The sequence below is a fragment of the Parundibacterium terreum genome, assembly GCF_014636315.1.
In the GTDB taxonomy this organism is placed as follows: domain Bacteria; phylum Pseudomonadota; class Gammaproteobacteria; order Burkholderiales; family Burkholderiaceae_D; genus Undibacterium; species Undibacterium terreum.
Window position 1 is genome coordinate 1,222,349 of record NZ_BMED01000002.1, and the last position, 26,259, is coordinate 1,248,607.

23 protein-coding genes and 1 riboswitch are annotated in these 26,259 nt (G+C 55.2%); of the genes, 13 read left to right on the forward strand and 10 right to left on the reverse strand.

What is annotated here, in order from left to right:
• Positions 1-59: 59 nt before the first annotated feature.
• The gene (locus tag IEW12_RS14505; RefSeq protein WP_188566714.1) at positions 60-1,388 is read right to left on the reverse strand and encodes an NAD(P)/FAD-dependent oxidoreductase; all 1,329 of its coding nucleotides are present in this window, start codon (positions 1,386-1,388) and stop codon (positions 60-62) included.
• Positions 1,389-1,646: 258 nt separating this feature from the next.
• On the opposite strand from IEW12_RS14505, the gene dusB reads away from it, so the two are divergent.
• The 10 genes from dusB to IEW12_RS14555 all read left to right on the forward strand — a co-directional run bounded on the left by dusB (position 1,647) and on the right by IEW12_RS14555 (position 10,056).
• The gene (gene dusB, locus IEW12_RS14510; RefSeq protein ID WP_188566715.1) at positions 1,647-2,657 is read left to right on the forward strand and encodes a tRNA dihydrouridine synthase DusB; all 1,011 of its coding nucleotides are present in this window, start codon (positions 1,647-1,649) and stop codon (positions 2,655-2,657) included.
• A gap of 108 nt (positions 2,658-2,765) precedes the next feature.
• Positions 2,766-2,999, forward strand: a complete 234-nt coding sequence (locus IEW12_RS14515) for a Fis family transcriptional regulator (protein WP_188566716.1) — start codon at positions 2,766-2,768, stop codon at positions 2,997-2,999.
• Positions 3,000-3,179: 180 nt separating this feature from the next.
• Positions 3,180-4,757 (forward strand): bifunctional phosphoribosylaminoimidazolecarboxamide formyltransferase/IMP cyclohydrolase, encoded by a 1,578-nt coding sequence (purH, locus tag IEW12_RS14520; protein WP_188566717.1) that lies wholly within the window; start codon positions 3,180-3,182, stop codon positions 4,755-4,757.
• Positions 4,758-4,941: 184 nt separating this feature from the next.
• On the forward strand, positions 4,942-5,484 hold the full coding sequence (gene ruvC, locus IEW12_RS14525; protein WP_188566718.1) for a crossover junction endodeoxyribonuclease RuvC: 543 nt from the start codon (positions 4,942-4,944) through the stop codon (positions 5,482-5,484).
• 149 nt (positions 5,485-5,633) lie between these two features.
• A complete protein-coding gene (gene ruvA, locus IEW12_RS14530; RefSeq protein WP_188566719.1) occupies positions 5,634-6,215 on the forward strand; it encodes a Holliday junction branch migration protein RuvA in 582 nt (193 codons plus the stop codon).
• A gap of 6 nt (positions 6,216-6,221) precedes the next feature.
• Complete coding sequence (gene ruvB, locus IEW12_RS14535; protein ID WP_188566720.1) at positions 6,222-7,280, forward strand: Holliday junction branch migration DNA helicase RuvB; 1,059 nt, start codon at positions 6,222-6,224, stop codon at positions 7,278-7,280.
• A 49-nt stretch (positions 7,281-7,329) separates the two neighbouring features.
• Positions 7,330-7,764, forward strand: coding sequence for a hypothetical protein (locus IEW12_RS14540; protein WP_188566721.1), 435 nt, complete (start codon positions 7,330-7,332; stop codon positions 7,762-7,764).
• A 197-nt stretch (positions 7,765-7,961) separates the two neighbouring features.
• A complete protein-coding gene (locus IEW12_RS14545; RefSeq protein ID WP_188566858.1) occupies positions 7,962-8,408 on the forward strand; it encodes a YaiI/YqxD family protein in 447 nt (148 codons plus the stop codon).
• A 114-nt stretch (positions 8,409-8,522) separates the two neighbouring features.
• Positions 8,523-9,353 (forward strand): 2-keto-4-pentenoate hydratase, encoded by an 831-nt coding sequence (locus tag IEW12_RS14550; protein WP_188566722.1) that lies wholly within the window; start codon positions 8,523-8,525, stop codon positions 9,351-9,353.
• Positions 9,354-9,384: 31 nt separating this feature from the next.
• A complete protein-coding gene (locus IEW12_RS14555; protein ID WP_188566723.1) occupies positions 9,385-10,056 on the forward strand; it encodes a glutathione S-transferase in 672 nt (223 codons plus the stop codon).
• A gap of 103 nt (positions 10,057-10,159) precedes the next feature.
• Here the strand turns inward: IEW12_RS14555 and IEW12_RS14560 are convergent, their stop codons facing one another.
• On the reverse strand, positions 10,160-11,203 hold the full coding sequence (locus tag IEW12_RS14560; RefSeq protein WP_188566724.1) for a porin: 1,044 nt from the start codon (positions 11,201-11,203) through the stop codon (positions 10,160-10,162).
• A 487-nt stretch (positions 11,204-11,690) separates the two neighbouring features.
• Positions 11,691-12,752: a porin gene (locus tag IEW12_RS14565; protein ID WP_188566725.1), complete on the reverse strand. Its 1,062-nt coding sequence runs from the start codon at positions 12,750-12,752 to the stop codon at positions 11,691-11,693.
• Positions 12,753-13,178: 426 nt separating this feature from the next.
• Here IEW12_RS14565 and coq7 point away from each other — a divergent pair, with 426 nt between their 5' ends.
• Positions 13,179-13,811: a 2-polyprenyl-3-methyl-6-methoxy-1,4-benzoquinone monooxygenase gene (gene coq7 / locus IEW12_RS14570; RefSeq protein ID WP_188566726.1), complete on the forward strand. Its 633-nt coding sequence runs from the start codon at positions 13,179-13,181 to the stop codon at positions 13,809-13,811.
• 20 nt (positions 13,812-13,831) lie between these two features.
• Here coq7 and IEW12_RS14575 read toward each other — a convergent pair whose 3' ends face one another.
• Positions 13,832-15,094, reverse strand: coding sequence for a putative Na+/H+ antiporter (locus IEW12_RS14575; RefSeq protein WP_188566727.1), 1,263 nt, complete (start codon positions 15,092-15,094; stop codon positions 13,832-13,834).
• A gap of 77 nt (positions 15,095-15,171) precedes the next feature.
• Complete coding sequence (locus IEW12_RS14580; RefSeq protein WP_188566728.1) at positions 15,172-17,442, reverse strand: UvrD-helicase domain-containing protein; 2,271 nt, start codon at positions 17,440-17,442, stop codon at positions 15,172-15,174.
• Between the two features lie 145 nt (positions 17,443-17,587).
• On the opposite strand from IEW12_RS14580, the gene aroQ reads away from it, so the two are divergent.
• Positions 17,588-18,166 carry a gamma subclass chorismate mutase AroQ gene (gene aroQ, locus IEW12_RS14585; RefSeq protein WP_188566729.1) on the forward strand — a complete coding sequence of 193 codons (579 nt, stop codon included), beginning with the start codon at positions 17,588-17,590 and terminating at the stop codon, positions 18,164-18,166.
• A gap of 61 nt (positions 18,167-18,227) precedes the next feature.
• On the opposite strand, the gene thiE is transcribed toward aroQ, so the two are convergent.
• The 5 genes from thiE to thiC form a co-directional block, all read right to left on the reverse strand.
• Positions 18,228-18,866, reverse strand: a complete 639-nt coding sequence (gene thiE / locus IEW12_RS14590) for a thiamine phosphate synthase (RefSeq protein ID WP_188566730.1) — start codon at positions 18,864-18,866, stop codon at positions 18,228-18,230.
• 13 nt (positions 18,867-18,879) lie between these two features.
• Entirely contained in the window at positions 18,880-19,689 is an 810-nt protein-coding gene (gene thiD / locus IEW12_RS14595; protein ID WP_188566731.1) for a bifunctional hydroxymethylpyrimidine kinase/phosphomethylpyrimidine kinase, read from the reverse strand.
• On the reverse strand, positions 19,689-20,483 hold the full coding sequence (locus tag IEW12_RS14600) for a thiazole synthase (protein ID WP_188566732.1): 795 nt from the start codon (positions 20,481-20,483) through the stop codon (positions 19,689-19,691). The genes thiD and IEW12_RS14600 overlap by 1 nt, the downstream gene beginning before the upstream one ends.
• Positions 20,484-20,828: 345 nt before the next feature.
• Entirely contained in the window at positions 20,829-21,017 is a 189-nt protein-coding gene (gene thiS / locus IEW12_RS14605; protein ID WP_308789132.1) for a sulfur carrier protein ThiS, read from the reverse strand.
• A 25-nt stretch (positions 21,018-21,042) separates the two neighbouring features.
• Positions 21,043-22,956, reverse strand: a complete 1,914-nt coding sequence (thiC, locus tag IEW12_RS14610; RefSeq protein WP_188566734.1) for a phosphomethylpyrimidine synthase ThiC — start codon at positions 22,954-22,956, stop codon at positions 21,043-21,045.
• Between the two features lie 67 nt (positions 22,957-23,023).
• Positions 23,024-23,129: riboswitch (TPP riboswitch) on the reverse strand.
• 253 nt (positions 23,130-23,382) lie between these two features.
• On the opposite strand from thiC, the gene IEW12_RS14615 reads away from it, so the two are divergent.
• Positions 23,383-26,217 (forward strand): valine--tRNA ligase, encoded by a 2,835-nt coding sequence (locus IEW12_RS14615; RefSeq protein WP_188566735.1) that lies wholly within the window; start codon positions 23,383-23,385, stop codon positions 26,215-26,217.
• The last annotated feature ends 42 nt before the right edge of the window (positions 26,218-26,259 follow it).

A 26,259-nucleotide genomic window follows, 5' to 3' on the forward strand; every position in this document is an offset into this window, starting at 1 on the left:
GCGTGTGCTGGCTCTGATTGTTGGCGGCGTCAGTGCGGCCTGATTATCGGCTAATTTATCTAGTGTAGTTTGATGCGTGGGTTTCTCACCCGCGCAATCAGCTCTGCCCATGTGGTCAGCCAGGTATGGAACATGCCGTTGACCGCAATCTGGTGGTTCTTGTGCAGCCACCAGTACATCCACTTTGCGACCATGCCTTCGATGAACAGCGAGCCGCTGGTCAGCGAACCCATCAGGCTGCCCACCGTACTATAGTCGCCCAGCGATACCAGCGAGCCGTAATCGCGATAGGTGAATTCCAGCAAAGGCTTGCCTTGCAACATGCCCACCAGCGAGTCTGCCAGCGTGCTGGCTTGCTGATGCGCGGATTGCGCGCGCGGCGGCACGATAGGCTGCCTTTCTCCCTGCGGACAAGCGGCACAATCTCCCATCGCAAAGATGGACGTGTCGCGCGTGGTTTGCATCGTCCTGTGCACGACCAGCTGGTTGATGCGATTGCTTTCCAGCCCAGCAATGTCCTTGATAAAGTCCGGCGCCTTGATGCCTGCTGCCCACACGACGATGCCGCTGGGAATAAACTTACCACTGGCCATCTGCACGCCCTCTTTGGATACCTCGACGACCTTTTCATTAGTGTGCACCTCCACCGCGATACTGCGCAATTCGCGCGCAACGGTATCGGACAGGCGCTCAGGCAAGGCTTGCAGCAGGCGCGGCGCCGCATCAACGATGACAATCTTCAAATCTTTTTCGGGATGGAAATTGATCAGCCCGTAACTGGACAAGATCTTGGTCGTCATATGCAATTCTGCCGACAACTCCACGCCGGTGGCGCCGCCGCCGATGATGGTGACGGTAAAGCGTCCTTCGCCGTGCGAGCGTGCCTCTGCTTGTGCCTTCAGGCAAAAATTGATCAGGCGCTGATGGAAACGCTCTGCCGCCACCGGCGTATCCAGCATGATGCTGTTTTCACTCGCGCCGGGCGTACCGAAATCATTGGTCTGGCTGCCCAGCGCCATCACCAGCGTGTCGTACTCCACTGTTTGCCGCGGCAATAATTCACTGCCATCGAAATCATAGGCAGGCGCCAGATAGATTTCTTTCTTGTCGCGATCCAGGCCGTCCATGCGGCCGAGGCGAAAATTGAAATGGTTGGCCCGTGCCATTGCAAAATACTCGCGCTCATCGGCATGACTATCCAGCGTACCGGCAGCCACCTGATGCAGCAGCGGCTTCCATAAATGCGTGCGGCTCGCATCGACCAGCGTGATGACCGCCTTGCGGCGCTTGCCCAGTTTTTTCCCAAGCTTGACTGCCAGCTCCAAACCGCCGGCACCGCCGCCGACTATCGTAATCCTGTGTAATCCCTCTCCATTTGCCGAGTCCACTTGTTACTCCCGATAATAAAAATTCTTTCCTGCTAGTGCGCAGCCCTTTATGTATTCTTCTAATTAATTCGGGGGGGCTATTGAATCTGTCATCTTGCTAACAGATTACCATTGAATCCAGTAAATTTATCAGGCTATTACCATACTACCTATCATAGGCAATCAATTTTTGTATTGAAAAGCGCCCTCAATTTGCTTATTAATTAGGCAGTTTTTCAGGTAGAATAGCGCTTCCCTGAATTTTCTCCCCCGCTCATCGTGCAAATCGGCCCTCATGTGCTGCGTAATAACATTTTTGTCGCCCCTATGGCAGGGGTGACGGACCGGCCATTCCGCCAATTGTGCAAGGAATTGGGCGCCGGCTATGCAGTGTCTGAAATGGCAGCATCCAATCGCAAGCTGTGGGATACCGAAAAATCCGCGCGGCGTACCAATCATGAAGGCGAGATGGAGCCCAAATCGGTGCAGATCGCCGGTGCCGATCCAGAGATGCTGGCCGAGTGCGCCAAGCATAATGTGGACAGGGGCGCGCAGATCATCGATATCAATATGGGCTGTCCAGTAAAGAAGGTATGCAATGCCTGGTGTGGCTCTGCCTTGCTGCAACATGAGTCGCTGGTAGGGCAAATACTGGATGCGGTTGTGGCCGCAGTAGACGTGCCGGTTACGCTGAAATTTCGCACCGGCTGGGACAGGGCCAACAAGAATGCGCTGAACATCGCCAGAATGGCGGAGTCCGCCGGCATCGCGATGCTGACCCTGCATGGCCGCACCCGTGCAGACGGCTACAAAGGCGACGCAGAATATGAAACCATTGCTGCCGTCAAGGCAGCAGTGTCCATCCCAGTAGTCGCCAATGGCGACATCACGACGCCGGAAAAAGCACGCCACGTGCTGCAGGTCACCGGCGCAGATGCAATCATGATAGGCCGCGCAGCCCAGGGCCGCCCCTGGATCTTCCGCGAGATCGATCACTTCCTGCGAACGGGAAGCTACCTGCCACCGCCGCTGATCTCCGAGGTCAGCCGCCTGATGGACGAGCATTTGCGAGCGCATTATGCGTTCTACGGCGAGTTCCTCGGAGTACGAACGGCGCGCAAGCACATAGGCTGGTATGTGCAGGATCTGGTAGGAGGCGAAGCATTCAGGCAAGAAATGAATTTGCTGACTTCATGCGAAGAGCAACTGGATGCGGTAAAAATGTTTTTTGATTCGCAAGTCGGTGAGCGGTTACAATACCGCCCCGCTGAAGAAAAAATGGCAGCCTAGCTGAACATTTCATTTTCGCCAGAAACCAACAATAAATGACAGATGGATGCAGCACCTGCGGTGCAAATTTGGCATCCATGAGCACGAATCAAACAATAGAAAAAAAGCATGAGCAAAGATAGTATCCAAGAAGCGGTCCATAAAAACCTGGAAAAATATTTCAAGGACCTCGGCGAGCAGCAAGCCTCCAACATCTACGACATGGTCGTGCTGGCAGTAGAAAAGCCGATGCTGGAAATGGTGATGGCACGCGCCGAGAGCAATCAGTCGCAGGCAGCGGACATGCTGGGCATCAACCGCAACACCTTGCGTAAAAAATTGCAGCAGCACGGCTTACTGTAATCCCTTAGGCCGTGACAGGTGTCCCGATAGCGGGAGCTTAAGAGTACCCGAACAGGCAATAGATAAATAGATAAGGACCAGGCGAGGCGCGCAGCTTGCAATGCAATCAAGCCATGCTCCCCCAAGTTCCATTTATCCTACCGAACGCACAGAATCCCTCACTCTCGTTATTCATTCACCATGATCAAACAAGCCCTCATCTCAGTATCCGACAAGACCGGCGTCCTGGAATTCGCTCGCGCGCTTTCCTCCATGGGCGTCAAGCTGCTGTCAACCGGCGGCACTGCCAAATTATTGGCGGACAATGGCCTGCCGGTCACTGAAGTTGCCGATTACACCGGCTTTCCGGAAATGCTGGACGGCCGCGTCAAGACGCTGCATCCGAAAGTACATGGCGGCATCCTGGCCCGCCGCGATTTTCCTGAGCATGTCGCTGCGCTGGACAAGCACGGCATACCGACGATAGACATGGTGGTAGTCAACCTCTACCCTTTCCAGCAAACCGTTGCAAAAGCAGAATGCTCGCTGGAAGATGCGATAGAAAATATCGATATCGGCGGCCCAACCATGCTGCGCTCGTCCGCCAAGAATCACAAAGACGTCGTCGTGATCTGCGATCCGGCTGACTACCAGGTAGTGCTGGATGAGATGAAGGCGAACCAGAACGTTGTCAGCTATGACACCAAGTTCACGCTGGCGAAGAAGGTATTTGCACACACTGCGCAATACGACGGTGCGATCACCAATTACCTGACCAGCCTGGGCGAAGACAAGGCGCATGCGACCCGCAGCAGCTATCCGCAAACCCTGAACCTGCATTTCGAAAAAGTGCAGGAAATGCGCTACGGCGAAAATCCGCACCAGTCGGCATCGTTCTACCGCGAGCTCAATCCAGGCAAAGGCGCATTGGCCAACTACAAGCAGTTGCAAGGCAAGGAACTGTCATACAACAACATCGCCGATGCCGATGCAGCATGGGAATGCGTGAAGTCTTTCGACGTCTCCGCCTGCGTGATCGTCAAGCATGCCAATCCTTGCGGCGTGGCGCTGGGCGATACGCCGTTTGATGCGTATTCAAAAGCCCTGCAAACCGACCCTACCTCCGCTTTCGGCGGCATCATCGCGTTCAACCGCGAACTGGATGGCAAGGCTGCGGAAGTCGTCGCCAAACAATTCGTCGAAGTCTTGATCGCTCCCTCGTTCACAGCGGAAGCGAAACAGATATTTGCTGCGAAACAAAATGTGCGCCTGCTGGAAATCAGCCTGGACGGCGTGACCGATGCAGCAGTCAATACGCATGACTTCAAACGTGTAGGCGGCGGCTTGCTGGTGCAGGCTCCGGATGCGAAGAACGTTGCCATTGCCGAGTTCAAGGTTGTTTCCAAACTGCAGCCGACTCCACAGCAATTGCAAGACCTGATGTTTGCATGGCGCGTGGCCAAGTTCGTCAAATCGAATGCGATCGTCTTCTGCGGCAATGGCATGACGCTGGGTGTAGGCGCCGGCCAGATGAGCCGTATCGACTCTGCGCGTATCGCATCGATCAAGGCGCAAAACGCCGGCCTGAGCCTTGCCGGTTCCGCCGTAGCGTCCGATGCTTTCTTCCCGTTCCGCGACGGCCTGGATGTAGTGGTCGACGCAGGCGCAACCAGCGTGATCCATCCAGGCGGCTCCATGCGCGACCAGGAAGTGATAGACGCAGCGGATGAGCGTGGCGTAGTCATGGTGTATACTGGCACGCGCCACTTCAGGCATTAAAACCTACTTGATATCTTACTGCGCGGGCGTGATCAAGGCTCATGTGCTGCTCGGAATGCTCATGTACTGTTAGTACATTCCGCTTCCTGTGCTGCTCTTCACCTTGCTGACGTCCGCTCGCTACAGATATCAAGCAGGTTTGCATCCTCTTAGATCCCTGGTCTAATAAAGCAATCGCTCCTCAATGATAATTCTCGGCATCGATCCAGGTCTGCGCACCACCGGTTTTGGCCTCATCCAAAAACACGGCAGCAAGCTCGGCTATATTGCCTCCGGCACCATCAAGACCCAGGATGCATCGCTGCCTGAGCGCTTGAAAACCATCCTGGCCGGTGTTTCGGAAATCATCCGTACCTATCATCCCGATTGTGCGGCAATCGAAAAAGTCTTCGTCAACGTCAACCCACAATCAACACTACTGCTGGGCCAGGCCCGTGGTGCTGCGATTTGTGCGCTAGTAAGCGCTGACCTCGCGGTAGCCGAATATACCGCGCTACAGGTCAAGCAAGGTGTGGTTGGGCATGGCAAGGCCAAGAAAGAGCAGGTGCAGGATATGGTGCAGCGCCTGCTGTCCCTGCCCGGCCTGCCCGGTACCGATGCCGCCGACGCGCTAGGGGTGGCGATCTGCCATGCACATAGCGGTGATACTCTGGCAACATTGGGCGCGATTGCGCCTGGCCTGGCCAAACGCGGCCTGCGCGTGCGCGCCGGGCGCCTGATAGGCTAAGCTCCTCAATACTTGTCAAATTGATATTGACCAATGGCAGACCGCTTGCCGGCTCCCGCCACAAACCCTGATTAAATTTCCAGTAGTATCGTAAATTCCGCCCTTCTATCCTGTATCATTCTATGCATTATTTTTAGGATGAGTTCACGATGATAGGTCGCATCTCAGGTCTGTTGCTGGAAAAGAATCCACCTCAACTGGTGGTTGATTGCCAGGGCGTCGGTTATGAAATCGACGTTCCGATGAGCACCTTTTACAACCTGCCCGGTCTGGGTGAAAAAGTCGTGCTGCTGACCCACCTGACCATCCGTGAAGATGCACACATCCTGTTCGGTTTCGGCACGGCAGAAGAGCGCAGCGTTTTTCGGCAATTGATCAAGATCAGCGGCGTGGGCGCGCGTACTGCGCTGTCCATCCTGTCCGGCATGTCGGTGGCTGACCTGGCGCAGGCGATTACACTGCAGGAAGCCGGACGCCTGACGAAGATACCGGGCATAGGCAAAAAGACTGCGGAGCGCCTGCTGCTGGAACTGAAAGGCAAACTGGGCGCTGACCTGGGCGTGGTCAGCGGTGGCGCCGTTGCCAACGACCACAGCTCCGATGTGCTGAACGCGCTGCTGTCGCTGGGCTATTCCGACAAGGAGGCTTTGATGGCCGTCAAACAGATTCCTGCCGGCACCGGGGTATCGGATGGCATCAAGCTGGCGCTGAAATCTCTTTCCAAGGGATAAACTCCTATGAGCATTCAGACAGATAATTTTTCCGAGCAGCGCATCATTGCAGCGACGCCGACTTCCCCACAGGAAGAGGCGATAGAACGCGCACTGCGCCCCAAGCAACTGGAAGAATATGTAGGCCAGGAAAAAATCCGTGGCCAACTCGAAATTTTCATCGCGGCGGCACGCAACCGCGGCGAGGCGCTGGATCACACCTTGCTGTTCGGGCCGCCAGGCTTGGGTAAAACCACGTTGGCCCACATCATCGCGCGCGAGATGGGCGTCAACCTGCGCCAGACCTCCGGCCCCGTGCTGGAGCGCGCAGGCGACCTGGCTGCCTTGCTGACCAACCTCGAAGCCAACGACGTGCTGTTTATCGATGAGATACACCGGCTGTCGCCGGTGGTCGAAGAGATCCTGTATCCGGCACTGGAAGACTACCAGATCGACATCATGATAGGTGAAGGCCCCGCAGCCCGCTCAGTCAAGCTGGACCTGCAGCCTTTTACGCTGGTGGGCGCAACTACCCGCGCCGGCATGCTGACCAATCCTTTGCGCGACCGCTTCGGCATCGTGGCAAGGCTGGAGTTTTATACCGCCGCGGAACTGACCAAGATCGTGACCCGCTCCGCGTCGCTGCTGCATGCACCGATACAGCCGGACGGCGCGCGCGAAATCGCGCAAAGGGCACGCGGCACGCCGCGGATTGCCAACCGGCTGTTGCGCCGCGTGCGCGACTATGCCGAAGTCAAAGGCAATGGCGAGATTACCAAGGCGATGGCAGACGCCGCGCTGATCATGCTGGATGTGGACCCGGTGGGCTTTGACCTGATGGACAGAAAATTGCTGGAAGCAGTGCTGTTCAAATTCGGCGGTGGCCCGGTAGGGCTGGACAATCTGGCAGCGGCGATAGGCGAAGAACGCGACACGATAGAAGACGTGCTGGAACCTTATCTGATACAGCAAGGCTATCTGCAGCGCACGCCGCGCGGACGCATCGCCACGCCCAGCGCCTACCAGCATTTTGGTGTTACCGCGCCAAAGACAGGCGCCAATGGCGAGCTATGGGGCGGTAGCTAAGCATCAGGAAAATACGCCGATGGCTTGGTGAGATTAAAAGGAATTTGCGATGGACAACAGCAATAGCTTTCTGCAACAGGTCAGGCGTAATCACCTGGCGCTACTCAGCCTGCTGGTAGCCTTGTCGGCCCTGTTCTATAACACCTGGCGCAATGAATCGACCGAAGCGAACCGCAATGTAAGGGCAGCAGAATTTGAAATGCTGAAAAGCCTGGCCGAGTTGCAGCAAGTCATAGACTATGCACACTTCAGGATGGACAAGCAGCGCGGCGATCCTACCCGTGCGCTGACGCTGATTTTGCAGATTAATGACCTCGGTACGCTAACGCCGCCGGCAGTAAAAACCGCCAGTGAAAATCTGCTGGCAGCCTGGCGCAAGAATGGCGACAAAGTAATGGACAGCCTGGACGCCGCCAGCGCCATGTCGGAAGAGGTGCTGAATACGCGACGCACCGTATTGGAGTCATTGCGCAGCCTCAGGTAGCCTTGCTTTCCGCAGTACCGCGTAAAGCAGCAGGGAACTCTGGGCTGAGATTGGCATCAGACCATGCGGCTCTCACATTGCATTAATTTATTGAACCGTATCTGTACTCGTGTGCATTTACATGATGGCGAAAGCCGTATCCAGAATCTTCCATGCCAATAGCACCAGCCGCGCCCGCAGACGTCAGCCGGAAGTCCCTGCAAATCTGGGTAGATGCTGACGCCTGCCCGAATGTCATCAAACAAATCCTGTTCAGGGCGGCAGACCGTTGGAAGATTCAGGTGGTCTTGGTTGCCAACCAGTTATTGAATACCCCACCATCGCCGTATATCAAGGCCATACAGGTACCGGCGGGCTTTGATGTTGCAGATAATGAAATTGTACGCAGAATGCAGGCGGGCGATCTGGTCATCACCGGCGACATCCCGCTGGCGTCCGATGTGCTAAAAAAGAACGGGCATGCGCTGAATCCGCGTGGCTCTTTTTATACCAGCGACAACATCCGAGAGTATCTGAGCATGCGGCAATTCATGGATGAACTGCGCAGTAGTGGAATTGAGACCGGAGGTCCGGCCGCCTTCAGCAATGCAGACCGGCAGGCATTTGCCAATCAACTTGACCAATTTTTAACTAAATCCTTATGAAAACAGCCTTGATAGTCCCTAAAGGAAAGTGGTTTTTTGTGTCTGTGCTTGCAGAATATGCATGCGTCGCACACAATGGCAATTCAATCAAAATCCTCAGCTAAGCGTTTCGCCATGCTCATGTCCTCCCTCGCAGATCGCTACGCCTACCAGTTCCTGGAGGCCAGGGCGCATTCGCGGTCGCTCAATCCGATCACTTCTGAAACCAATCTGTGCATCGCCGATGCTTATGATATTGCCAAGAGCCTGGATACTATCCGCACTGCGGAAGGCGAAGTCCCAGTCGGCCGCAAACTAGGCTTTACCAATAGTACGCTGTGGTGCAAGTATGGCGAGAAAGAGCCTATCACGGCGCCGATGTGGTCAACCTTGTTCGACAGCACGGTGCGCTACCTGGACCAGCCCTTTACCGTGCAAAGCCTGGCGGGCGCGATGCGCCCCAGGATAGAGCCTGAGGTCGTGGTCAAACTGGGGCACACTCCGGCAGCGGACGCCAGCTTCGAAGAGCTGGCTGAATGCCTGGAATGGATGGCGCACGGCGTGGAAATCGTCGTCTGCCCCTACCCCGACTGGAAATTCGAAGCGGCAGATGCGATCGCCGCCTTCGGCCTGCACGGCACGCTGCTGATAGGCGAGCCGCGCCTGCTGTCCAATGCGACCCGCCATCATTTGGCTGACGTGATTGCCAACGCCAGCGTATCTCTGTCCTGCGATGGCCAGCTACTGAGCGCCGGCTACGGCAGCAACGTGATGGAAAGCCCCCTGCATGCAATCTGGCATCTGCATCAGTTGCTGAAAACCCAGCCGCAATTCCCCGGCCTGCAAGCGGGGGAAATTATCACGACAGGCACCTGGACCGATGCCTATCCGGTGGCAGCAGGCCAGACCTGGTCCACCGCCTTCTCAGGCGTGACCTTGCCAGGCTTGAATATCTCTTTCGTTTAACAAAAATCTAAAAACCTGAAAGCGCATAGCGATGATCACCGTGCACCATCTGAACAATTCCCGCTCGCAGCGCGTGCTGTGGCTGCTGGAAGAACTGGGCCTGGAATATGAAATCAAGTTCTACGAACGCGATCCCAAGACCATGCTGGCGCCCGCTGCATTGAAGGAAGTGCACCCGCTGGGAAAATCACCGGTGATCACCGATGGCGATCTGACCGTGGCTGAATCAGGCGCCATTATCGAATACCTGCTGGAGCGCTATGGCCAGGGCCGCCTGATACCGGCAGCCGGCACCCCTGAAAGGCTCAGGTACACCTATTGGCTGCACTTTGCCGAGGGTTCCGCCATGTCGCCACTGCTGCTGAAGCTGATCTTCGATCGCATAGAATCAGGCCCCATGCCCTTCTTCATCAAACCGATAGCGCGCGGCATTGCGCAAAAGGTGAAGAGTGCCTTCATCCAGCCGCAAATCACGCGCCATCTGGATTACATGGAAGCGGAGATCGCTAAAACGGGCTGGTTCGCCGGCAGCCAGTTTTCTGCTGCGGACATACAGATGAGTTTCCCGCTGGAGGCATCGGCCGCGCGCGCCGGGCTAGACGGTAGCCGGCCGCAGCTGATGGCCTGGCTCAAGCGTATTCATGCCTTGCCCGCCTACCAGCGCGCACTGGAAAAAGGCGGTGCCTACGAGCTACTCAGCTAGGCAGGCTCCGCGCTGCCGGTTTCCAGCAGGCAGCACAAATAAAAAAAGCACCCGAGGGTGCTTTTTTCTTGTTCATCATCGGCAGGCCTAAGCCTGCAGATTATTAGAACTTGTGACGGATACCGAAGTTGACCAGACGGTCTGTTGCGCCGTTAGTCGCAGCGATACCACCAGCATTGCTGTTTGCATCGTTAGTTGTACGAGCGTAGTTAGTGTAGAAGTTAGTACGCTTGGACAATGCATAAGTACCACCGATTGCATACTGTTTGCCTTTGTTAGCATTCGCTACCAGGTCGTTCTTAACTTGTGTGTAAGAAGCGATGAAGTTAGCTGCGCCGAAAGGAACAGTTGTACCAATCATCCACTCTTTAGTTTCCAGAGTGTTCAGGTCAGTTGTTGTTTTGCCCCATGCTGCGTGCAATTTAGCAACTTGGAAATCGTAGATACCACCGACGAACAACAGTTTGGTTGCGAAACCAGCTGCGTTGTTTGCTTTGTGGTAAGCAACTGTACCGATCACTGGACCGCCAGTGTATGTACCGGACAAGCCGATTTGACGGGAAGCAGTGTTATCGCCAGCAACTTCACCGAAAGTGTAAGCTGCGGAACCTGTGAAGCCACCCAGGTTGTTTGTGGAGTAGTTAACTGTGTTGTTAGTACGGAATGGTGTACCGAACAGACCCAGAGTACCTGCTGTGGAAGTACCTACGCCAGCTTGTGGGCCACCGCCAGTGCTGTTGAAGCCTGCATCCCATGGATCGATAGTGTCAGTAGCGATAAAGATTGGAGTGTATTGACGGCCCATTGTTACGGAACCGAAATCACCAGCCAAACCTACCCATGCTTGACGACCGAATGCCAGACCACCTTGGGAAGATGTACCGTTATCAGCATTTACGCCCATTTCCAGGTCGAAAATTGCTTTCAAACCGCCGCCCAGATCTTCAGTACCTTTGAAGCCGATACGGGAACCGGATTGGATACCGCTGTCCAATGCAGTTACAGAACCAGTGCCAGCGCCGCTGCCGCCGCGGTTTTCATTCTGAATAGCCATATCCACAACACCGTAGATAACTACGGAAGATTGTGCGTGAGCAACGCCTGCGCATGCAGCCAGTACTGACAGAGCTAGTAGTGATTTTTTCATTGATATTTCTCCAAAGGTTTTCATGTTGACATGAACTACAGTAAGCGAGGGAGCTGCGAGAAGCTTTTTGTTTAATACCTTGCAGAACCCGGCTCATACTTCAAAACGAACAAGACTGCTAAATAGAAGTTAACGTATTTGACCAAAGATACGCTTTGGCGGCAAAGCTAATTTGGCTTTTGCGGGCTTTGAAGGGAGGGTATGTCTCTAAATTGCAACGAAAAGTTGCAATAAAACCAATAATAGACATGCACTATTGCTTCGTCGCAATAGCACAAAAAGTACGAAAATTGCAGAATTTAGGCGGAATTTGAGAGATTACTTATTTCTTAAGCAACTTTTACACAGGGCGAAAGCTGACACCATCGAACACCTTCAAACTTGCATTAAAGCAATGCTCTGGAAGCTGCAAAGAGGCCCCGCTTAGCGAGGCCTCTTATATTTCACTGTTGCTCAACCCGCCAACAGGTCAAGCCAGGTAATCAGCTTAGAACAGGTGCGTGATACCAAAAGAGAAACCGTTTTGAGTACCATTGTTGATTGGTCCCAGCAATTGCGTGGTTCCAACAAATGCATTGGTCAGCTTCTTGTTATCCGCTTCTACGTAGAAGTTGGTACGCTTGGACAAGGCATAAGTACCAGCAATAACCAGGTTTTTACGTTTGCCGTTGATGATCGCAGCTGGATTTGTAAAAGCTTTGGAGTCTGTTACATAGTAAGCGCCAGTCAACTCGATCTGTGGAGTCACTACGTAGCTGACACCGCCCCAGTAGGATTTTTGTTCGAAATCAACGTGCGCTACTGTTTCCAGTGTTTCTTTTACGTAGCCAGCAGAGATGCGCAGGCCATTAGCAGAGTAAGCGCCGCCCAGTGTCCAGTATTTGTCCTTGAAACCGCCGATGTCGGTGGACATGTAAGTACCGCCTACATTGAATGGGCTGGTAGTGTAAGTCAGGGCAACCGCTTTTACCGTATTGCGTGTATTGTCGCCTGCAACTTCACCCAGTGCGTATTCCAGGCTGGCCCTCAAGCCGCCGAATACTGCCGTGTACTGAGCATCATTGTTGAAACGGGTTGCGCCACCACCGCTGAATGTCGCTGGGAAGAACAGAGCAACACCGGCCACTGGAGAAGTGATCGCTGGGAATTTGTAGTTGAATGGCTCGTAGGTACCGATGGTTTTAAACGCCAGCGAATATTGACGACCCAGATCCAGGTTACCGAAATCGCCGGTCACACCAACAAATGCAGAACGGTTAAACGCAACTGTCGGGCTATCGTAGGAGCCTGTTGCAGTGTTAAAACCGGATTCCAGTACAAAGTGGGCATTCATGCCGCTACCCAGATCCTCAATACCCTTGAAACCCAGACGGTTGGAGTTATAGGTACCGTTGGAACCCATGCTGATCTTGCTGTTACCTGCAGCATCAACATTAGTTTGACGGCGCAGGCCAGCATCAATAGAACCGTAGATGGTGACCGAGGATTGTGCGGAAGCTGTAGCTGCGAATGCACTGAGAATAGCAAATGCCAGTAGCGATTTCTTCATTGATTTGTCTCCAAAATTATATGTTGTTAATTGATTGCATCTCAAAAAAGGCCAATACATCAATTTACTTATGTAGCATTCAGTCTTGCCAGGACTAAGGTACCGGCTGATAAAGAAGCTGATTCTATTGAAACAAATTAAGTGAAATTGGGCAAAGAGAATTTGTCCCCCTCCAGAATGAGGCGAATTTTATGTGGTGTTAGCGCAACAAATATTGCTTTTACCATTGCTATAAAGATCACTTTTAATCCAAAAAAGCCCTATTTTTGTTAGCGCGCTTGCAATTTAAAGCACACGAGTGCGATTTTTTTGATGAAATCCCGGTGGATGAATTTTCATTCCATATTATGGAAAGACAATTGTTCAGACAGCAGCGGATGGCCGGCTTGGTTACAATACCGGCATTGCAACCAAGTTCTTATCCTCATGTTTCCATTCAAGCTAGATCAACTGGTGCTGGGTTTTGACCGCGCACTGCGGGTAGTTTCCGGCCAAGCCAAGGCCGGCCGCCCCAATCCAGCCAAAGAGATTGATCATGACGAATTGTCTGACCAGGACAAACGGCACAGCGCAGGCCTGATGCGTGTGAATCACGTGGGGGAAGTCTGCGCCCAGGCGCTATATGACGCACAAGGCCTGTTTTCCGGCTCGGAGGAAGTCAAACGCCAGTTCGCTCACTCGGGCATAGAAGAGGAAGATCATCTGGCCTGGACTGCACAGCGCCTGCAGGAATTGAATTCCCGCGCCAGCCTGCTCAATCCCTTGTGGTATGCCGGTGCGTTTGCCTGCGGTGTCGTGGCAGCCCGTTGCGGCGATCAAGCCAGCCTCGGCTTTGTCGTGGAAACTGAACGCCAGGTGCAGGCGCATCTGGAAAGCCATCTGGAAAAATTGCCTGTGCAGGATGCAAAATCTCGCGCCATCGTAGAAAAGATGCGCACCGATGAAATAGCCCATGGCGAAGCGGCGGCTGCCCTCGGCGCCATTACCCTGCCGCTACCGGTGCAGTCTGTCATGACAGCAATGGCCAAGGTCATGACCACCACTGCCTATTACGTTTAAGCCGGGTTTTAAGCCGTTTTTTACAGCAGCAGGAAGCAGAGGGCCGCAACTGCTGATGGTAGCAAAGCTGCCAGGAACAGGCCTAGCGGGCTGATGCCCTGCTGATCGAAGTAATCCTTCAAGATGGCGAAACCGGCAGGATTGGGCGCATTGGCGATGACCGTCAGGCCGCCGCCGGTGACCGCACCGGCCACCAGTGCATACTTGGCAGCATCCGACATTCCCTCTACCAGAGATCCGAGATAGGTCAGCGCTGCGTTATCGGTGATAGCTGTCAGGCCCATGGAACCGAAAAACAGTATCGTAGAATCCATGCCCGCCAGGATAGGCTGCAACCACCACTGCTGCTTACCACCCAGCACGACAAGGCCGGCCAGGAAAAAGGCTACCAGCAGGCCCTCGCGCAGCATCAGCTTATCCTGATAGCGTTTGTAGGCATCGGTAAATCCCAGGAAAAACAGGAACAGCCCCATGAATACGATGGGGTAATGCGCAAACACCACTGTGGCGGCCAGGAATACGTAGTGAATCGCGATTACCGTGAGCGGCATGGGCTCGCCCTGCGCACCGGATTCTGCAGGCTTGATACCAGCCAGTTCCTTATAAAACAGCAGCGTCACCGCCACCGCATTGATCACTACCGCACACGCCGCCTTCCAGCCGAACACGCTGGACATGAAGGCGATATTCCATCCCCATTTCTCCGCCACCATCAGTACCGGCGGCGCAGCAAACGGCGTCAGCACGCCGCCTATGGATATATTCACGAAAAGTACGCCCAGCGTCGCATATTTGAGCCGTGAGGATATGTCTTTTGTATAGAAACGGTCGCGCAGCATCAATGCGGCCAGCGTCATCGCCGCCGGCTCGGTAATAAAGGATCCAAGCAAAGGCACCAGCGACAGGCACAAGAAATACGAACCGACCGCCTGATTCAGCGGCAGCGCCGCCCCTATGCGCGTCACCAGCGCCTGTACCGAGTGCAGGATGGGCCGCGTGCCGGCGATCGTCAGGATCACAAAGACAAACAGCGGCTCGGTGAAATTCTGCGACTCAAGATAGGTGATTGCCGTTTTTGGCGTCGCCACCAGCGCGATGAAGCCAACCAGAATAAAGGCCCAGAAACCGAATACCACCTCTACCTCACCCAGCAGATGCCACAGGCCGGCATGGTTCTGGCTGTTATGCGCCAGATGCAGGAACTTCTTGGTGGAAAAGGTATGTAATACAGCCAGCGCAAAAATTGCGGCGCCGGCGTATTCTATGATCTGGGCACTATTCATTTTTCTCCTTCAATTCAGGCAGGCAATCACAGTAAAGCAAAGCTGCGCGCAAGCGAGCGCTTGCCATCAACATAACTTTAACCGGGGATCTTGTCCAGCTTGGCGATACTCAGGTCCAGCAGCTTCATCCCGTGCCGTCCAAAATTGATATGCGCCCTGGAATTGGCGCCGCTGCCTTCGATATTGACAATCACGCCTTCACCAAACTTGGCGTGGAATACCGATTCGCCTATGCGCCAGGCATTCTTGTTGAAGCTTTGCGCTATCGTGTTGGCGCCGGTGCTGGGCGACTCGTCCCAGGCCGACTTGGAGCTGGCGAACCAGCTTGGCTGCGTCTTGGGTGACAGCCACTTCATTGCCTCTTCCGGTAATTCGTCGAAGAAGCGCGAGCGCATGTTATAGCGGGTCTGTCCGTGCAGCATGCGGGTCTGCGAGAAGCTCATGTACAGCCGCTTCCTGGCCCTGGTAATGGCCACATACATCAGGCGCCGCTCTTCTTCCGCGCCGCCCTCTTCCTTGGCGCTGTTCTCATGCGGGAACAGGCCCTCTTCCAGGCCGCTAATGAATACCGCATCAAACTCCAGACCCTTGGCCGAATGCACTGTCATCAATTGCAGCGCATCCTGCCCGGCCTGCGCCTGATTGTCGCCAGCTTCCAGCGAAGCATGCGACAGGAAGGCAGACAAAGGTGACATCACCGCCGGCAGCGCCGCATCAGCATCAATGATCTCCACGCCGTCGGCAATCGTGATGACATTCGGCGTTGCCTGCGATGCAGGGCCAGCCAGTGCAGGCGCATCCAGACCGAAGCCTTCCTCGGACACAAACAGGGTGGCAGCATTGACCAGCTGCTCCAGATTTTCTATCCGGTCGGCGCCCTCTTTCTCGGTCTGGTAGTGCTCGATCAGGCTGCTGACTTCCAGCACGATCTGCACCATTTCCGGCAACGGTAATTGCTGGGTCTCGAAACGCGCCCCCTCAATCAATTTGACAAAGGAAGACAGCGAAGATCCCGCCTTGCCCGCCACATACGGCACTGCGGCATACAGCGAAAGATTGTATTGCTTGGCCGCATCCTGCAATTGCTCCAGCGAGCGGGCCCCGATGCCGCGCGCCGGGAAATTCACTACCCGCAGGAAGGCAGAATCATTGTGCGGATTGTCCATCAATTGCAGATAGGCGATCGCATGCTTGATCTCGGCCCGCTCAAAATAGCGCTGGCCGCCATACACGCGGTAAGGAATACCCGACGTGAACAAGGAGTGTTCGATCACGCGCGACTGCGCATTGGAGCGATAAAGGATCGCGATTTCGCTGCGCAGTGAGCCTTCGCGTATCAGGTTTTTGGCCTCCTCGACTATCCATTGTGCTTCCTGGATATCGCTGGTGGCCTCGTACACCCTGACCGGTTCACCATGGCCGGCATCGGTACGCAAGTTCTTGCCCAGGCGCTTGCTGTTGTTGGCGATCAGCGTATTCGCCGCATCCAGGATGTGGCCGTGCGAGCGGTAGTTCTGCTCCAGCTTGATCAGGTTCTGCACGCGGAACTCGCGTTCAAATGCCGACATATTGCCGACATTGGCACCACGGAAGGCATAAATACTCTGATCATCATCTCCGACGGCAAACACAGCGCCATGCTGGCCCGCCAATAGCTTCAACCATTTATATTGCAGGTCATTGGTATCCTGGAACTCATCCACCAGGATATGCTTGAAACGCGCCTGGTAGTGCTCGCGCAGGGGCTGGTTACGGCTCAAGAGCTCGTAGCTGCGCAACAGCAGCTCGGCAAAGTCCACTACGCCTTCGCGCTGGCATTGCTGATCGTATAAGTCATACAGCTCCACCATCTTGCGCTCTATCGCATCATAGGCTTCCACTTCGCTGGCACGCAGACCGCTATCCTTGGCGCCATTGATGAAATACATCAGCGTACGGGGTGGATATTTCTCATCATCGACATTATTGGCCTTCAGCAAGCGCTTGATGAAAGAGAGCTGATCGGCTGAATCAAGGATCTGGAAAGTCTGCGGCAAACCCGCGTCGCGATGATGCGCGCGCAGCAAGCGGTTGCACAGGCCGTGGAAAGTACCTATCCACAAGCCGCGGGTATTGATCGGCAGCATGGCCGACAACCGCATCAGCATTTCCTTCGCGGCCTTGTTGGTGAAGGTCACTGCCAGGATGCCGTTGGCCGAAATTTGGCCGGTCTGCACCAGCCAGGCTATACGCGTGGTGAGTACGCGGGTCTTGCCCGAGCCGGCACCGGCCAGTATCAGCGCAGACTGCGCAGGCAGGGTCACAGCGGCAAGCTGCTCGGGATTCAGGTTATGGAGAAGATTTTGCATTCCCAGATTATACGGGAGTGCGGCATGGGCGGTGATTTATGCTGCTGGCACCGTAAATAAGTGGCCCGTAAGCTAGCAGAGGGTAATCAAAGCAAGATAGCGCCTTATACTGGGAGCTAATTTAATCATTCCCAAGCTTCCAGCCATGTTCTCAGCCTATAAAAGAAACACATTACTGCTGCTTATCATTGCCCTACTTGCCGCCTGCGCAACAAAACTGCCGCAACAGGAAAAAACCCACGAACTCGCTGTCAGACACTTGCTGCTTATGATGAACCAAAGATTGGCGGTAGCGCCACTGGTCGCCAAAAGCAAGTGGAACTCGGGCGCACCGGTTGACGATCCGGCGCGGGAACAGCAAATCCTTGACGATATTGGCTCAAGGGCAAAACAGGCAGGCCTGGATGCCAAGCTGGCGAAGGATTTCTTCCAGTCCCAGTTCGATGCAGGAAAAATCATCCAGCTTCAGTTGCATGCCAAATGGCGGCAGCAACACCTGCCAAATTTTGACAATGCGCCGGACCTCGGGCGCGATGTGCGGCCTGTACTGGATAAATTGACCCCTGAATTGATCGCCGCCCTGAATGAACTGCAGACGCATCTGTGCGATGCAGACATTCAGCGACTGCTAGTCCAGCAAAGTATGCAAGTATTTACTGCCGAATGGGATCAGCCGACACGCGAGCGCGCGCTCGCGCCACTGCTTTGCACAAAGAATGCATGATTCTCTGCAGCCTTTTCCTGTCGCCGGTGGAGTCCACGCAGCCGGGGCTCCAAGGCCCCGGCTAAGTCCTTGCCGCAAATAAAGCGGCAAAAGCTGCTGCCGCCGCTTGAGTATCCTGCGCCATATACACACTGCTGATTGCCGCGACCATATCGGCTCCTGCCGCCACCAGCGGTGCTGCATTGTCCACCGTCATGCCACCTATCACCACATTCGGCAAGGGAATTTCAGATTTTGCCTGGCCGATGATACTGTGCGGCGTCGTCACCGCATATTTTTTGACTCGCGAAGGGTAAAAACCGCCGAATGCAACGTAGCTTGCCTCCGTGTCACGAGCAAGGCGCGCCAATTGCATATCGCCATAGCAGGACGCGCCAACGATTTTCTCTTTGCCCAAGCGCATGCGTACTTCTGCCACTGAGGCATCCGTGCCACCTACATGTACACCATCTGCATCCAGCTCCAGGCACAGATTAACGTGATCGTTGATGATGAAGGTGCGTTGATAGTGCCTGCATAGCTGCAGCAACGCATGCGCCTGTTCATGGCGCAGGGCCTCCCCGGCAAACTTGTGCCGGTACTGCACAACTGCCGCTCCGCCCAGCAAGGCCTGCTCTGTCGCATCCAGTAATTTTTGCGTATCGTCCCAATCGGGCGTCACAAGGTAGAGGCCTTTCAACAGGTTTGATAATGTTGTCATACGTTTTCAGCTTTTAAGAAATTTTAATACGGGCCGGAATCAATTGCCCCGCAGCGATAATGAATGCGTCTGTCAGCGCCTGCTGGCAATAACCCTGCGCGTTGTCCAGCGCATCCTCCATTGTTCGTCCCAAGGCCAGTTGGGCGGCAATGGCCGCAGCCAGCGTGCAGCCGCTGCCGTGAAATTCCCCTTGCAAGCGCGGCCACGCCCACTCCTTGCGCCAACCACCCACTCCCATGCTCAGCCAGCGGTTGCTGACCTGCTCTCCACTACCGTGCCCCCCTTTGAGCAGCACATCAGCACACGCGTTCTGCAGCAGGCACCGCGCCTGCTGCAGCAGGGAATCCCCGGCCGGATGCAATAAGGCGGCTTCCGGCAGATTCGGCGTAATCAAGGTCGCCACTTCCAGCAAGGGCGTGATCACATTGATTGCGTTTTCCACCGCCAATGCATCGCCATGCCCGCTGCCCAACACCGTATCCAGCACTACCGGCAAATCGGGCTGGGTCAGCTTCATGCCGCGTATCAGGTCTGCAATCACCAGCGCATTGCCGCGGCTGCCGGCTATACCCAGCTTGACAGCTGCAACAGGCACACTCGCAAGCAACGCTTGCGCCTGCTGCCGTACCAGTTCAGGCGCGACCGCATGCACCGCCTGCACGCGGTTATTATCTTGCACCGTCAACGCCGTGATCACCGTCAGCGCATGCGCGCCTTGCGCAGCAATCGCCTGTATATCGGCCTGTATGCCGGCACCACCGCTAGGGTCGCTGCCGGCAAAAACCAGGACGCAAGCGCGCTTGGGAGGTCCAGACAGCGACATCAAACCACGCGGCCCGCCATCGGCGACGAAGGCGATGCGCTGAAACGTTTTGCAATCCGCCCCGCCAGCCAGGCCTCGCGGCCTGCTTCCACAGCCAGCCCCATCGCCCGCGCCATGCGCACCGGATCCTGCGCGCCGGCAATCGCAGTATTCATCAGCACGCCATCGCAGCCCAGCTCCATCGCGATTGCCGCATCCGAAGCAGTACCGACACCGGCATCCACCAGCACCGGCACTCTCGCCTGCTCAATGATCAGCGACAAATTCCAGGGATTGAGTATGCCCATGCCCGAGCCTATCAGCGACGCCAGCGGCATCACCGCAACACAGCCTATATCCTCCAGCATGCGCGCCTGGATAGGATCATCGCTGCAATACACCATCACATCGAAACCATCCTTGACCAGCGTCTTGGCAGCCTTCAGGGTCTCCGGCATATTGGGAAACAAAGTCTTTTCATCCCCCAAAACTTCCAGCTTGCACAGCTTGTGCCCGCCCAGCAGCTCACGCCCCAGTTGCAGCGTATACACTGCATCCTCTGCGTTATAACACCCGGCTGAATTAGGCAGTATCGTGTATTTGCTGGGCGGCACCGCATCCAGCAGGCTGGGGGCATTCGGATCCTGGCCGATATTGACGCGGCGAATCGCCACCGTGATGATCTCAGCCCCGCTGGCTTCGGTGGCGAGCCTGGTCTGCTCCAGGTCCTTGTATTTTCCGCTGCCTACCAGCAGGCGTGACTTATAGGTTTTTCCGGCGATCGTGAGGCCGGGAGTTTGAGTATCGATTGGCATAATTTTCCCTGTTGCCCTTTTGGGCGTTCGAAGCGATTACTTAACAAGCAGGTTTCACTTCGTCGTTACAGGCCGGGGGTGGCCCGGCGGCCACTCACTTTTTCTTGCTTCGCCAAGAAAAAGTAAGCAAAAAGAAGGCGACCGCAGACTTGCCCTTTGGGTGATGGGCAAGCCCATCACATTTTCCGCATCACAAAAAATGGGAAATGAACGAAACTCGCCTATGGCTCAAACAACGTTCATTTCTGATCCATTTTCTGTGAAGCGAAAAATGCAGCGTCCCCAGCGGATTAAAGTCAAAACCAACAGCCAACCAGGCTAACCAAGCTTTAAGGATCGGGCTTTTTATCCGCCGCCGATTGCACGTACTACATCCACCTTATCGTTCTGGCTAAGAACATAAGTCGTCCATAGGGGGCGCGCAACGATAGCGCGGTTGACCGCCACGGCTATCGCCTGACTGGATAAGCCAAGCACATCAACCAGTTCAGACAGGCTCTGCCCCTCTTTCAGTTGGTGAGCCGAACCATTCAACTCGATTTCCATATCCACTCCGTCGCTATTGTTTGCGATACAACTCAGCACCAGACTTAATGAACTCGACGGCTTTGACTTCCATGCCCTGCTTCAGCGCAGCAATTTCGGAAATACCCTGGCTGGCGGCATATTCGCGTACTTCCTGCGTGATCTTCATCGAGCAGAAATGTGGGCCGCACATGGAGCAGAAATGCGCTACCTTGGCTGAATCCTTGGGCAGGGTCTCGTCATGGAATTCCCTGGCCTTGTCAGGATCCAGGCCGATATTGAACTGGTCTTCCCAGCGGAATTCAAACCTGGCCTTGGACAAGGCATTGTCGCGAATCTGCGCACCCGGATGGCCTTTGGCCAGATCGGCGGCGTGGGCTGCGATCTTATAGGTGATGATGCCGTCCTTCACATCCACCTTGTTCGGCAAACCCAGATGTTCCTTCGGTGTCACGTAGCACAGCATCGCCGTGCCATACCAGCCGATTTGCGCCGCGCCTATGCCGGAAGTGATGTGGTCGTAGCCAGGAGCGATATCGGTTGTCAGCGGCCCCAGCGTGTAAAAAGGCGCCTCATGGCAGGCTTCCAGTTGCAGGTCCATGTTTTCCTTGATCAGGTGCATGGGCACGTGGCCGGGGCCTTCTATCATCACCTGCACGTCGTGCTTCCAGGCGATCTGCGTCAGCTCGCCCAGGGTCTTCAGTTCACCCAGTTGTGCCTCGTCGTTCGCATCATAGATGGACCCTGGACGCAAGCCGTCGCCCAGGCTGAAGGACACGTCATAGGCCTTCATGATCTGGCAGATATCTTCAAAATGCTCGTACAGGAAGCTTTCCCTGTGATGCGCCAGGCACCATTTGGCCATGATGGAGCCGCCGCGCGACACGATGCCCGTCATGCGCTTGGCCGTCAGCGGCACATACTGCAAACGCACGCCGGCATGGATGGTGAAGTAATCGACGCCCTGTTCCGCCTGTTCGATCAGCGTATCGCGATAGATTTCCCAGGTCAGGTCCTCAGCCTTGCCGTTGACTTTTTCCAGCGCCTGGTAGATGGGCACGGTGCCGATGGGCACAGGGGAATTACGCACTATCCATTCACGGGTTTCGTGGATGTGCTTGCCGGTGGACAGGTCCATCACATTGTCGCCGCCCCAGCGTATGGCCCAGGTCATTTTCTCGACTTCTTCACCTATCGACGACGTCACTGCGGAGTTGCCGATATTGGCATTGATCTTGACCAGGAAGTTGCGGCCTATGATCATCGGTTCCACTTCCGGGTGATTGATGTTGGCAGGGATAATCGCGCGGCCACGGGCGATTTCATCGCGTACGAATTCCGGCGTGATCTCTGCAGGGATCGCTGCACCGAAAGACTGGCCCGGATGCTGGCGGCCCATCATGTCGGCCAGCTTGCTGCCCATGGGGCCGGAGGCTTTCAGGTTTTCCAGATACTCTTTACGGCGCATGTTTTCGCGTATTGCCACATATTCCATTTCCGGGGTGACGATGCCTTGCCTGGCGTAGTGCATCTGCGTCACATTCCGGCCTTCCAGCGCGCGGCGCGGCTTGCGCTTCAGGTTGAAGCGCAGCTCGGCCAGCTTGGAGTCATTCAGGCGCTCTATGCCATATTCCGAAGTCGGACCGGGTAGCTCTTCGGTATCGCCGCGCTCGGCTATCCATGCACCGCGTACCGATGCCAGGCCGGAGCGGATATCGATGATTGCTTCCGGGTCGGTATAAGGGCCGGAGGTGTCGTACACATAGATAGGCGGATTTTTTTCTGCGCCGAAGGACGCCGGCGTATCGGCCTGACTGATTTCGCGCATGGGTACGCGAATGTCGGGGCGGCTGCCCTGTACATAAATCTTGCGGGAGTTGGGTAAAGGCTGGACAGCGGCGGCATCTACCGTTGCTGTTGCAGACAAAAATTTCGGATTGGCGTTCATAACGCTCCCAAGTGTGAGCAGCTTGGGAGGCGACCAGACGGACCGAGGATAGTACATAGAAATCGGGCCGTGACTAGTCTTGCTTCCCTTCGCTGGCATTATCCAGATCAGGTTCAAGGGTATTTCTCACCCGGCCAAACACAATGTGTTCGCCAGGACCCCTAGCATTTTTCGCGCGGCAAAAACTTCTTTGCCGCAGCGAGTCCGAATTATAAGGTTTTTTGGCGGCCCGTCACCACTAAATATTGGATACCGCATATAGCCGGGCACAGATAAGGGAAGATGGCGGAAATTTTTCTTTTATTTGCTTTTATGCAAGTCAAACCGCGCTTTTAATTCCCTCTTGGCTGTTTTTTCGCATATGCAGCGGCATAGTCTCATTTATAATCAATGGTTTAGCATATATCTCACCACCACTGACACATTATGGAATTAGCCAAGTCTTTTGAGCCCGCAGAAATCGAACAATACTGGCGTAGTGAATGGGAACAGCGCGGATATTTCACCGCCTCCATGGACGCAGCCAAACAATCGTTCAGCATACAGTTGCCGCCGCCGAACGTCACCGGCACGCTGCACATGGGCCATGCGTTCAACCAGACCATCATGGATGGCCTGACGCGCTACTACCGCATGCGCGGCCACAATACCGCCTGGATACCCGGCACCGATCACGCCGGTATCGCAACGCAAATCGTCGTGGAACGCCAACTGGATGCGCAAAAAATTTCCCGCCACGACCTGGGCCGTGAAAAATTCCTGGAAAAAGTGTGGGAGTGGAAGGAAAAGTCCGGCTCCACCATCACCGGCCAGATGCGCCGCATGGGTGCATCCGCCGACTGGCATCGTGAATATTTCACGATGGATGCGCCTCGCTCCAAGGTAGTGACAGAGGTATTCGTGCGCCTGGTAGAACAAGGCCTGATCTATCGCGGCAAGCGCCTGGTGAACTGGGATCCGGTATTGGGCACTGCGGTTTCCGATCTGGAAGTGCAGTCCGAAGAAGAAGACGGCTCGATGTGGTTCATCCGCTATCCGCTGGCGGACGGCAGTGGCCAGATCACGGTAGCGACTACGCGCCCTGAGACCATGCTGGGCGACGTCGCCGTGGCGGTGGATCCTACCGACGAGCGCTATGCGCACCTGGTCGGCAAGATGCTGAAGCTGCCGCTGTCGGACAGGGAAATCCCCATCATCAAGGATGAGTACGTTGACAAGGAATTCGGCACCGGCTGCGTGAAGATCACGCCTGCGCATGACTTTAACGATTATGCGATAGGCCAGCGCCACAATCTGGAAAAAATCAGCATCCTGACTTTGGATGCGAAGATCAGCGATCAGGCACCGGTGAAATACCAGGGCCTGGACCGTTTCGTCGCCCGCAAGCAGATCGTTGCCGACCTGGATGCGCTGGGCCTGCTGGAGCAGGTAAAGCCGCATAAATTGCAGGTACCGCGCGGTGACCGCACCGGCGTAGTGCTAGAGCCTATGCTGACCGACCAATGGTTCATGGCAATGAGCAAGCCTGCGCCTGAGGGCACACTGTTCCCGGGAAAATCCATAGCGGAAGTGGCGCTGGAAAAAGTCGCTACCGGCGAAATCAAATTCGTGCCGGAAAACTGGAGCACCACCTACAACCAGTGGCTGAACAATATCCAGGACTGGTGCATTTCACGCCAGTTGTGGTGGGGCCATCAGATCCCGGCATGGTTTGGCGACGATGGCCAGATCTTTGTTGCCCGCAGCGCCGAAGAGGCGCAAGCAAAAGCAACCGCGCAGGGTTATACCGGCGCATTGAAGCGCGATGAAGACGTACTGGATACCTGGTTCTCGTCAGCGCTGGTGCCTTTCTCCACGCTGGGCTGGCCTGAAGATACGCCGGACCTGAAATTGTTCATGCCGTCTTCGGTATTGGTCACCGGTTTCGACATCATTTTCTTCTGGGTAGCTCGCATGGTGATGATGACCACACACTTCACCGGCAAGGTACCTTTCGATACCGTCTACGTACATGGCTTGGTGCGCGACTCCAGCGGCCAGAAGATGTCCAAATCCAAGGGCAATACACTGGACCCTATCGACCTGATCGACGGCATCAGCGTGGACGAGCTGGTCGCCAAGCGCACCACCGGCCTGATGAATCCCAAGGATGCAGCCAAGATAGAAAAAGCCACGCGCAAGGATTTCGCCGACGGCATTACCGCCTACGGTACCGATGCTTTGCGCTTCACCATGGCCAGCTATGCATCGCTGGGCCGCAATATCAACTTCGACCTCGGCCGCTGCGAAGGCTACCGCAATTTCTGCAACAAGCTGTGGAATGCAACCCGCTTCGTGCTGATGAATACCGAAGGCAAGGATTGCGGACTGGAAGAGCATACGAAGGAAGATTGCGCAGCAGGCTACCTGGACTTTTCCCAGGCAGACCGCTGGATCGTCTCCACGTTACAGCGCACCGAAGCGGATATCGCCAAGGGTTTTGCCGACTACCGCTTTGACAATATCGCTTCCAGCATCTACAAGTTTGTATGGGATGAATACTGCGACTGGTATCTGGAAGTAGCGAAAGTGCAGATACAGAACGGCACGGAAGCGCAACAGCGCGCCACCCGCCGCACCTTGCTGCGCGTACTGGAAACCACGCTGCGCCTCGCGCATCCGGTGATCCCTTTCATCACTGAAGCCCTGTGGCAAACAGTGGCACCGTTAGCCGGTCGCAAGCTGGAAGCGGAAGATTCCATCATGCGCCAGGTCTATCCGATTTCGCAGCCGGAAAAAATCGACGAGAAGGCTGAAGGCTGGATGTCGGCGCTGAAAGCAATGACGGATGCCTGCCGCAACCTGCGCGGTGAAATGCAATTGTCGCCTGCAGTGCGCGTACCCCTGCTGATGCAAGCCGCTAATGCGGAAGACAAACTCAGGATGCAGGCTTTTGCACCTTACCTGCAGGCGCTGGCAAAATTGTCTGAAGTGCAGGTGCTGGACGCCTTGCCGGAATCCCCTGCACCGGTGTCCGTTGTTGGCGATGCCAAGCTGATGCTGAAAGTGGAGATCGACGTTGCTGCAGAGCGCGAGCGCCTGAATAAGGAAATCGCGCGCCTGGATGCTGAAATTGCCAAGGCGCAAGCCAAACTGGGTAATGAAAGCTTTGTCGCCCGCGCACCGGTACAAGTGGTAGAGCAAGAGAAGGAGCGCATGGCGGCCTTCTCGGCAACGCTGGAAAAACTGCGCGAGCAGTTTGCTAAATTGCCGGCAGCCTAAGCAGTTTTCTCTTCCTCGTTAAAGTAGATGCTCTAAAAAATA

What these genes read in the sequence shown, in the direction of transcription:
- IEW12_RS14575 (WP_188566727.1), bottom strand. Translation starts at nt 15,094, where the DNA reads ATGAATAGTGCCCAGATCATAGAATACGCCGGCGCCGCAATTTTTGCG.
- IEW12_RS14600 (WP_188566732.1), bottom strand. Translation starts at nt 20,483, where the DNA reads ATGCCAATCGATACTCAAACTCCCGGCCTCACGATCGCCGGAAAAACC.
- IEW12_RS14615 (WP_188566735.1), top strand. Translation starts at nt 23,383, where the DNA reads ATGGAATTAGCCAAGTCTTTTGAGCCCGCAGAAATCGAACAATACTGG.
- IEW12_RS14580 (WP_188566728.1), bottom strand. Translation starts at nt 17,442, where the DNA reads ATGCAAAATCTTCTCCATAACCTGAATCCCGAGCAGCTTGCCGCTGTG.
- IEW12_RS14515 (WP_188566716.1), top strand. Translation starts at nt 2,766, where the DNA reads ATGAGCAAAGATAGTATCCAAGAAGCGGTCCATAAAAACCTGGAAAAA.
- thiC (WP_188566734.1), bottom strand. Translation starts at nt 22,956, where the DNA reads ATGAACGCCAATCCGAAATTTTTGTCTGCAACAGCAACGGTAGATGCC.
- ruvA (WP_188566719.1), top strand. Translation starts at nt 5,634, where the DNA reads ATGATAGGTCGCATCTCAGGTCTGTTGCTGGAAAAGAATCCACCTCAA.
- ruvC (WP_188566718.1), top strand. Translation starts at nt 4,942, where the DNA reads ATGATAATTCTCGGCATCGATCCAGGTCTGCGCACCACCGGTTTTGGC.
- IEW12_RS14550 (WP_188566722.1), top strand. Translation starts at nt 8,523, where the DNA reads ATGCTCATGTCCTCCCTCGCAGATCGCTACGCCTACCAGTTCCTGGAG.
- coq7 (WP_188566726.1), top strand. Translation starts at nt 13,179, where the DNA reads ATGTTTCCATTCAAGCTAGATCAACTGGTGCTGGGTTTTGACCGCGCA.
- IEW12_RS14560 (WP_188566724.1), bottom strand. Translation starts at nt 11,203, where the DNA reads ATGAAAAAATCACTACTAGCTCTGTCAGTACTGGCTGCATGCGCAGGC.
- IEW12_RS14540 (WP_188566721.1), top strand. Translation starts at nt 7,330, where the DNA reads ATGGACAACAGCAATAGCTTTCTGCAACAGGTCAGGCGTAATCACCTG.
- purH (WP_188566717.1), top strand. Translation starts at nt 3,180, where the DNA reads ATGATCAAACAAGCCCTCATCTCAGTATCCGACAAGACCGGCGTCCTG.
- IEW12_RS14565 (WP_188566725.1), bottom strand. Translation starts at nt 12,752, where the DNA reads ATGAAGAAATCGCTACTGGCATTTGCTATTCTCAGTGCATTCGCAGCT.
- IEW12_RS14555 (WP_188566723.1), top strand. Translation starts at nt 9,385, where the DNA reads ATGATCACCGTGCACCATCTGAACAATTCCCGCTCGCAGCGCGTGCTG.
- thiD (WP_188566731.1), bottom strand. Translation starts at nt 19,689, where the DNA reads ATGTCGCTGTCTGGACCTCCCAAGCGCGCTTGCGTCCTGGTTTTTGCC.
- aroQ (WP_188566729.1), top strand. Translation starts at nt 17,588, where the DNA reads ATGTTCTCAGCCTATAAAAGAAACACATTACTGCTGCTTATCATTGCC.
- ruvB (WP_188566720.1), top strand. Translation starts at nt 6,222, where the DNA reads ATGAGCATTCAGACAGATAATTTTTCCGAGCAGCGCATCATTGCAGCG.
- thiE (WP_188566730.1), bottom strand. Translation starts at nt 18,866, where the DNA reads ATGACAACATTATCAAACCTGTTGAAAGGCCTCTACCTTGTGACGCCC.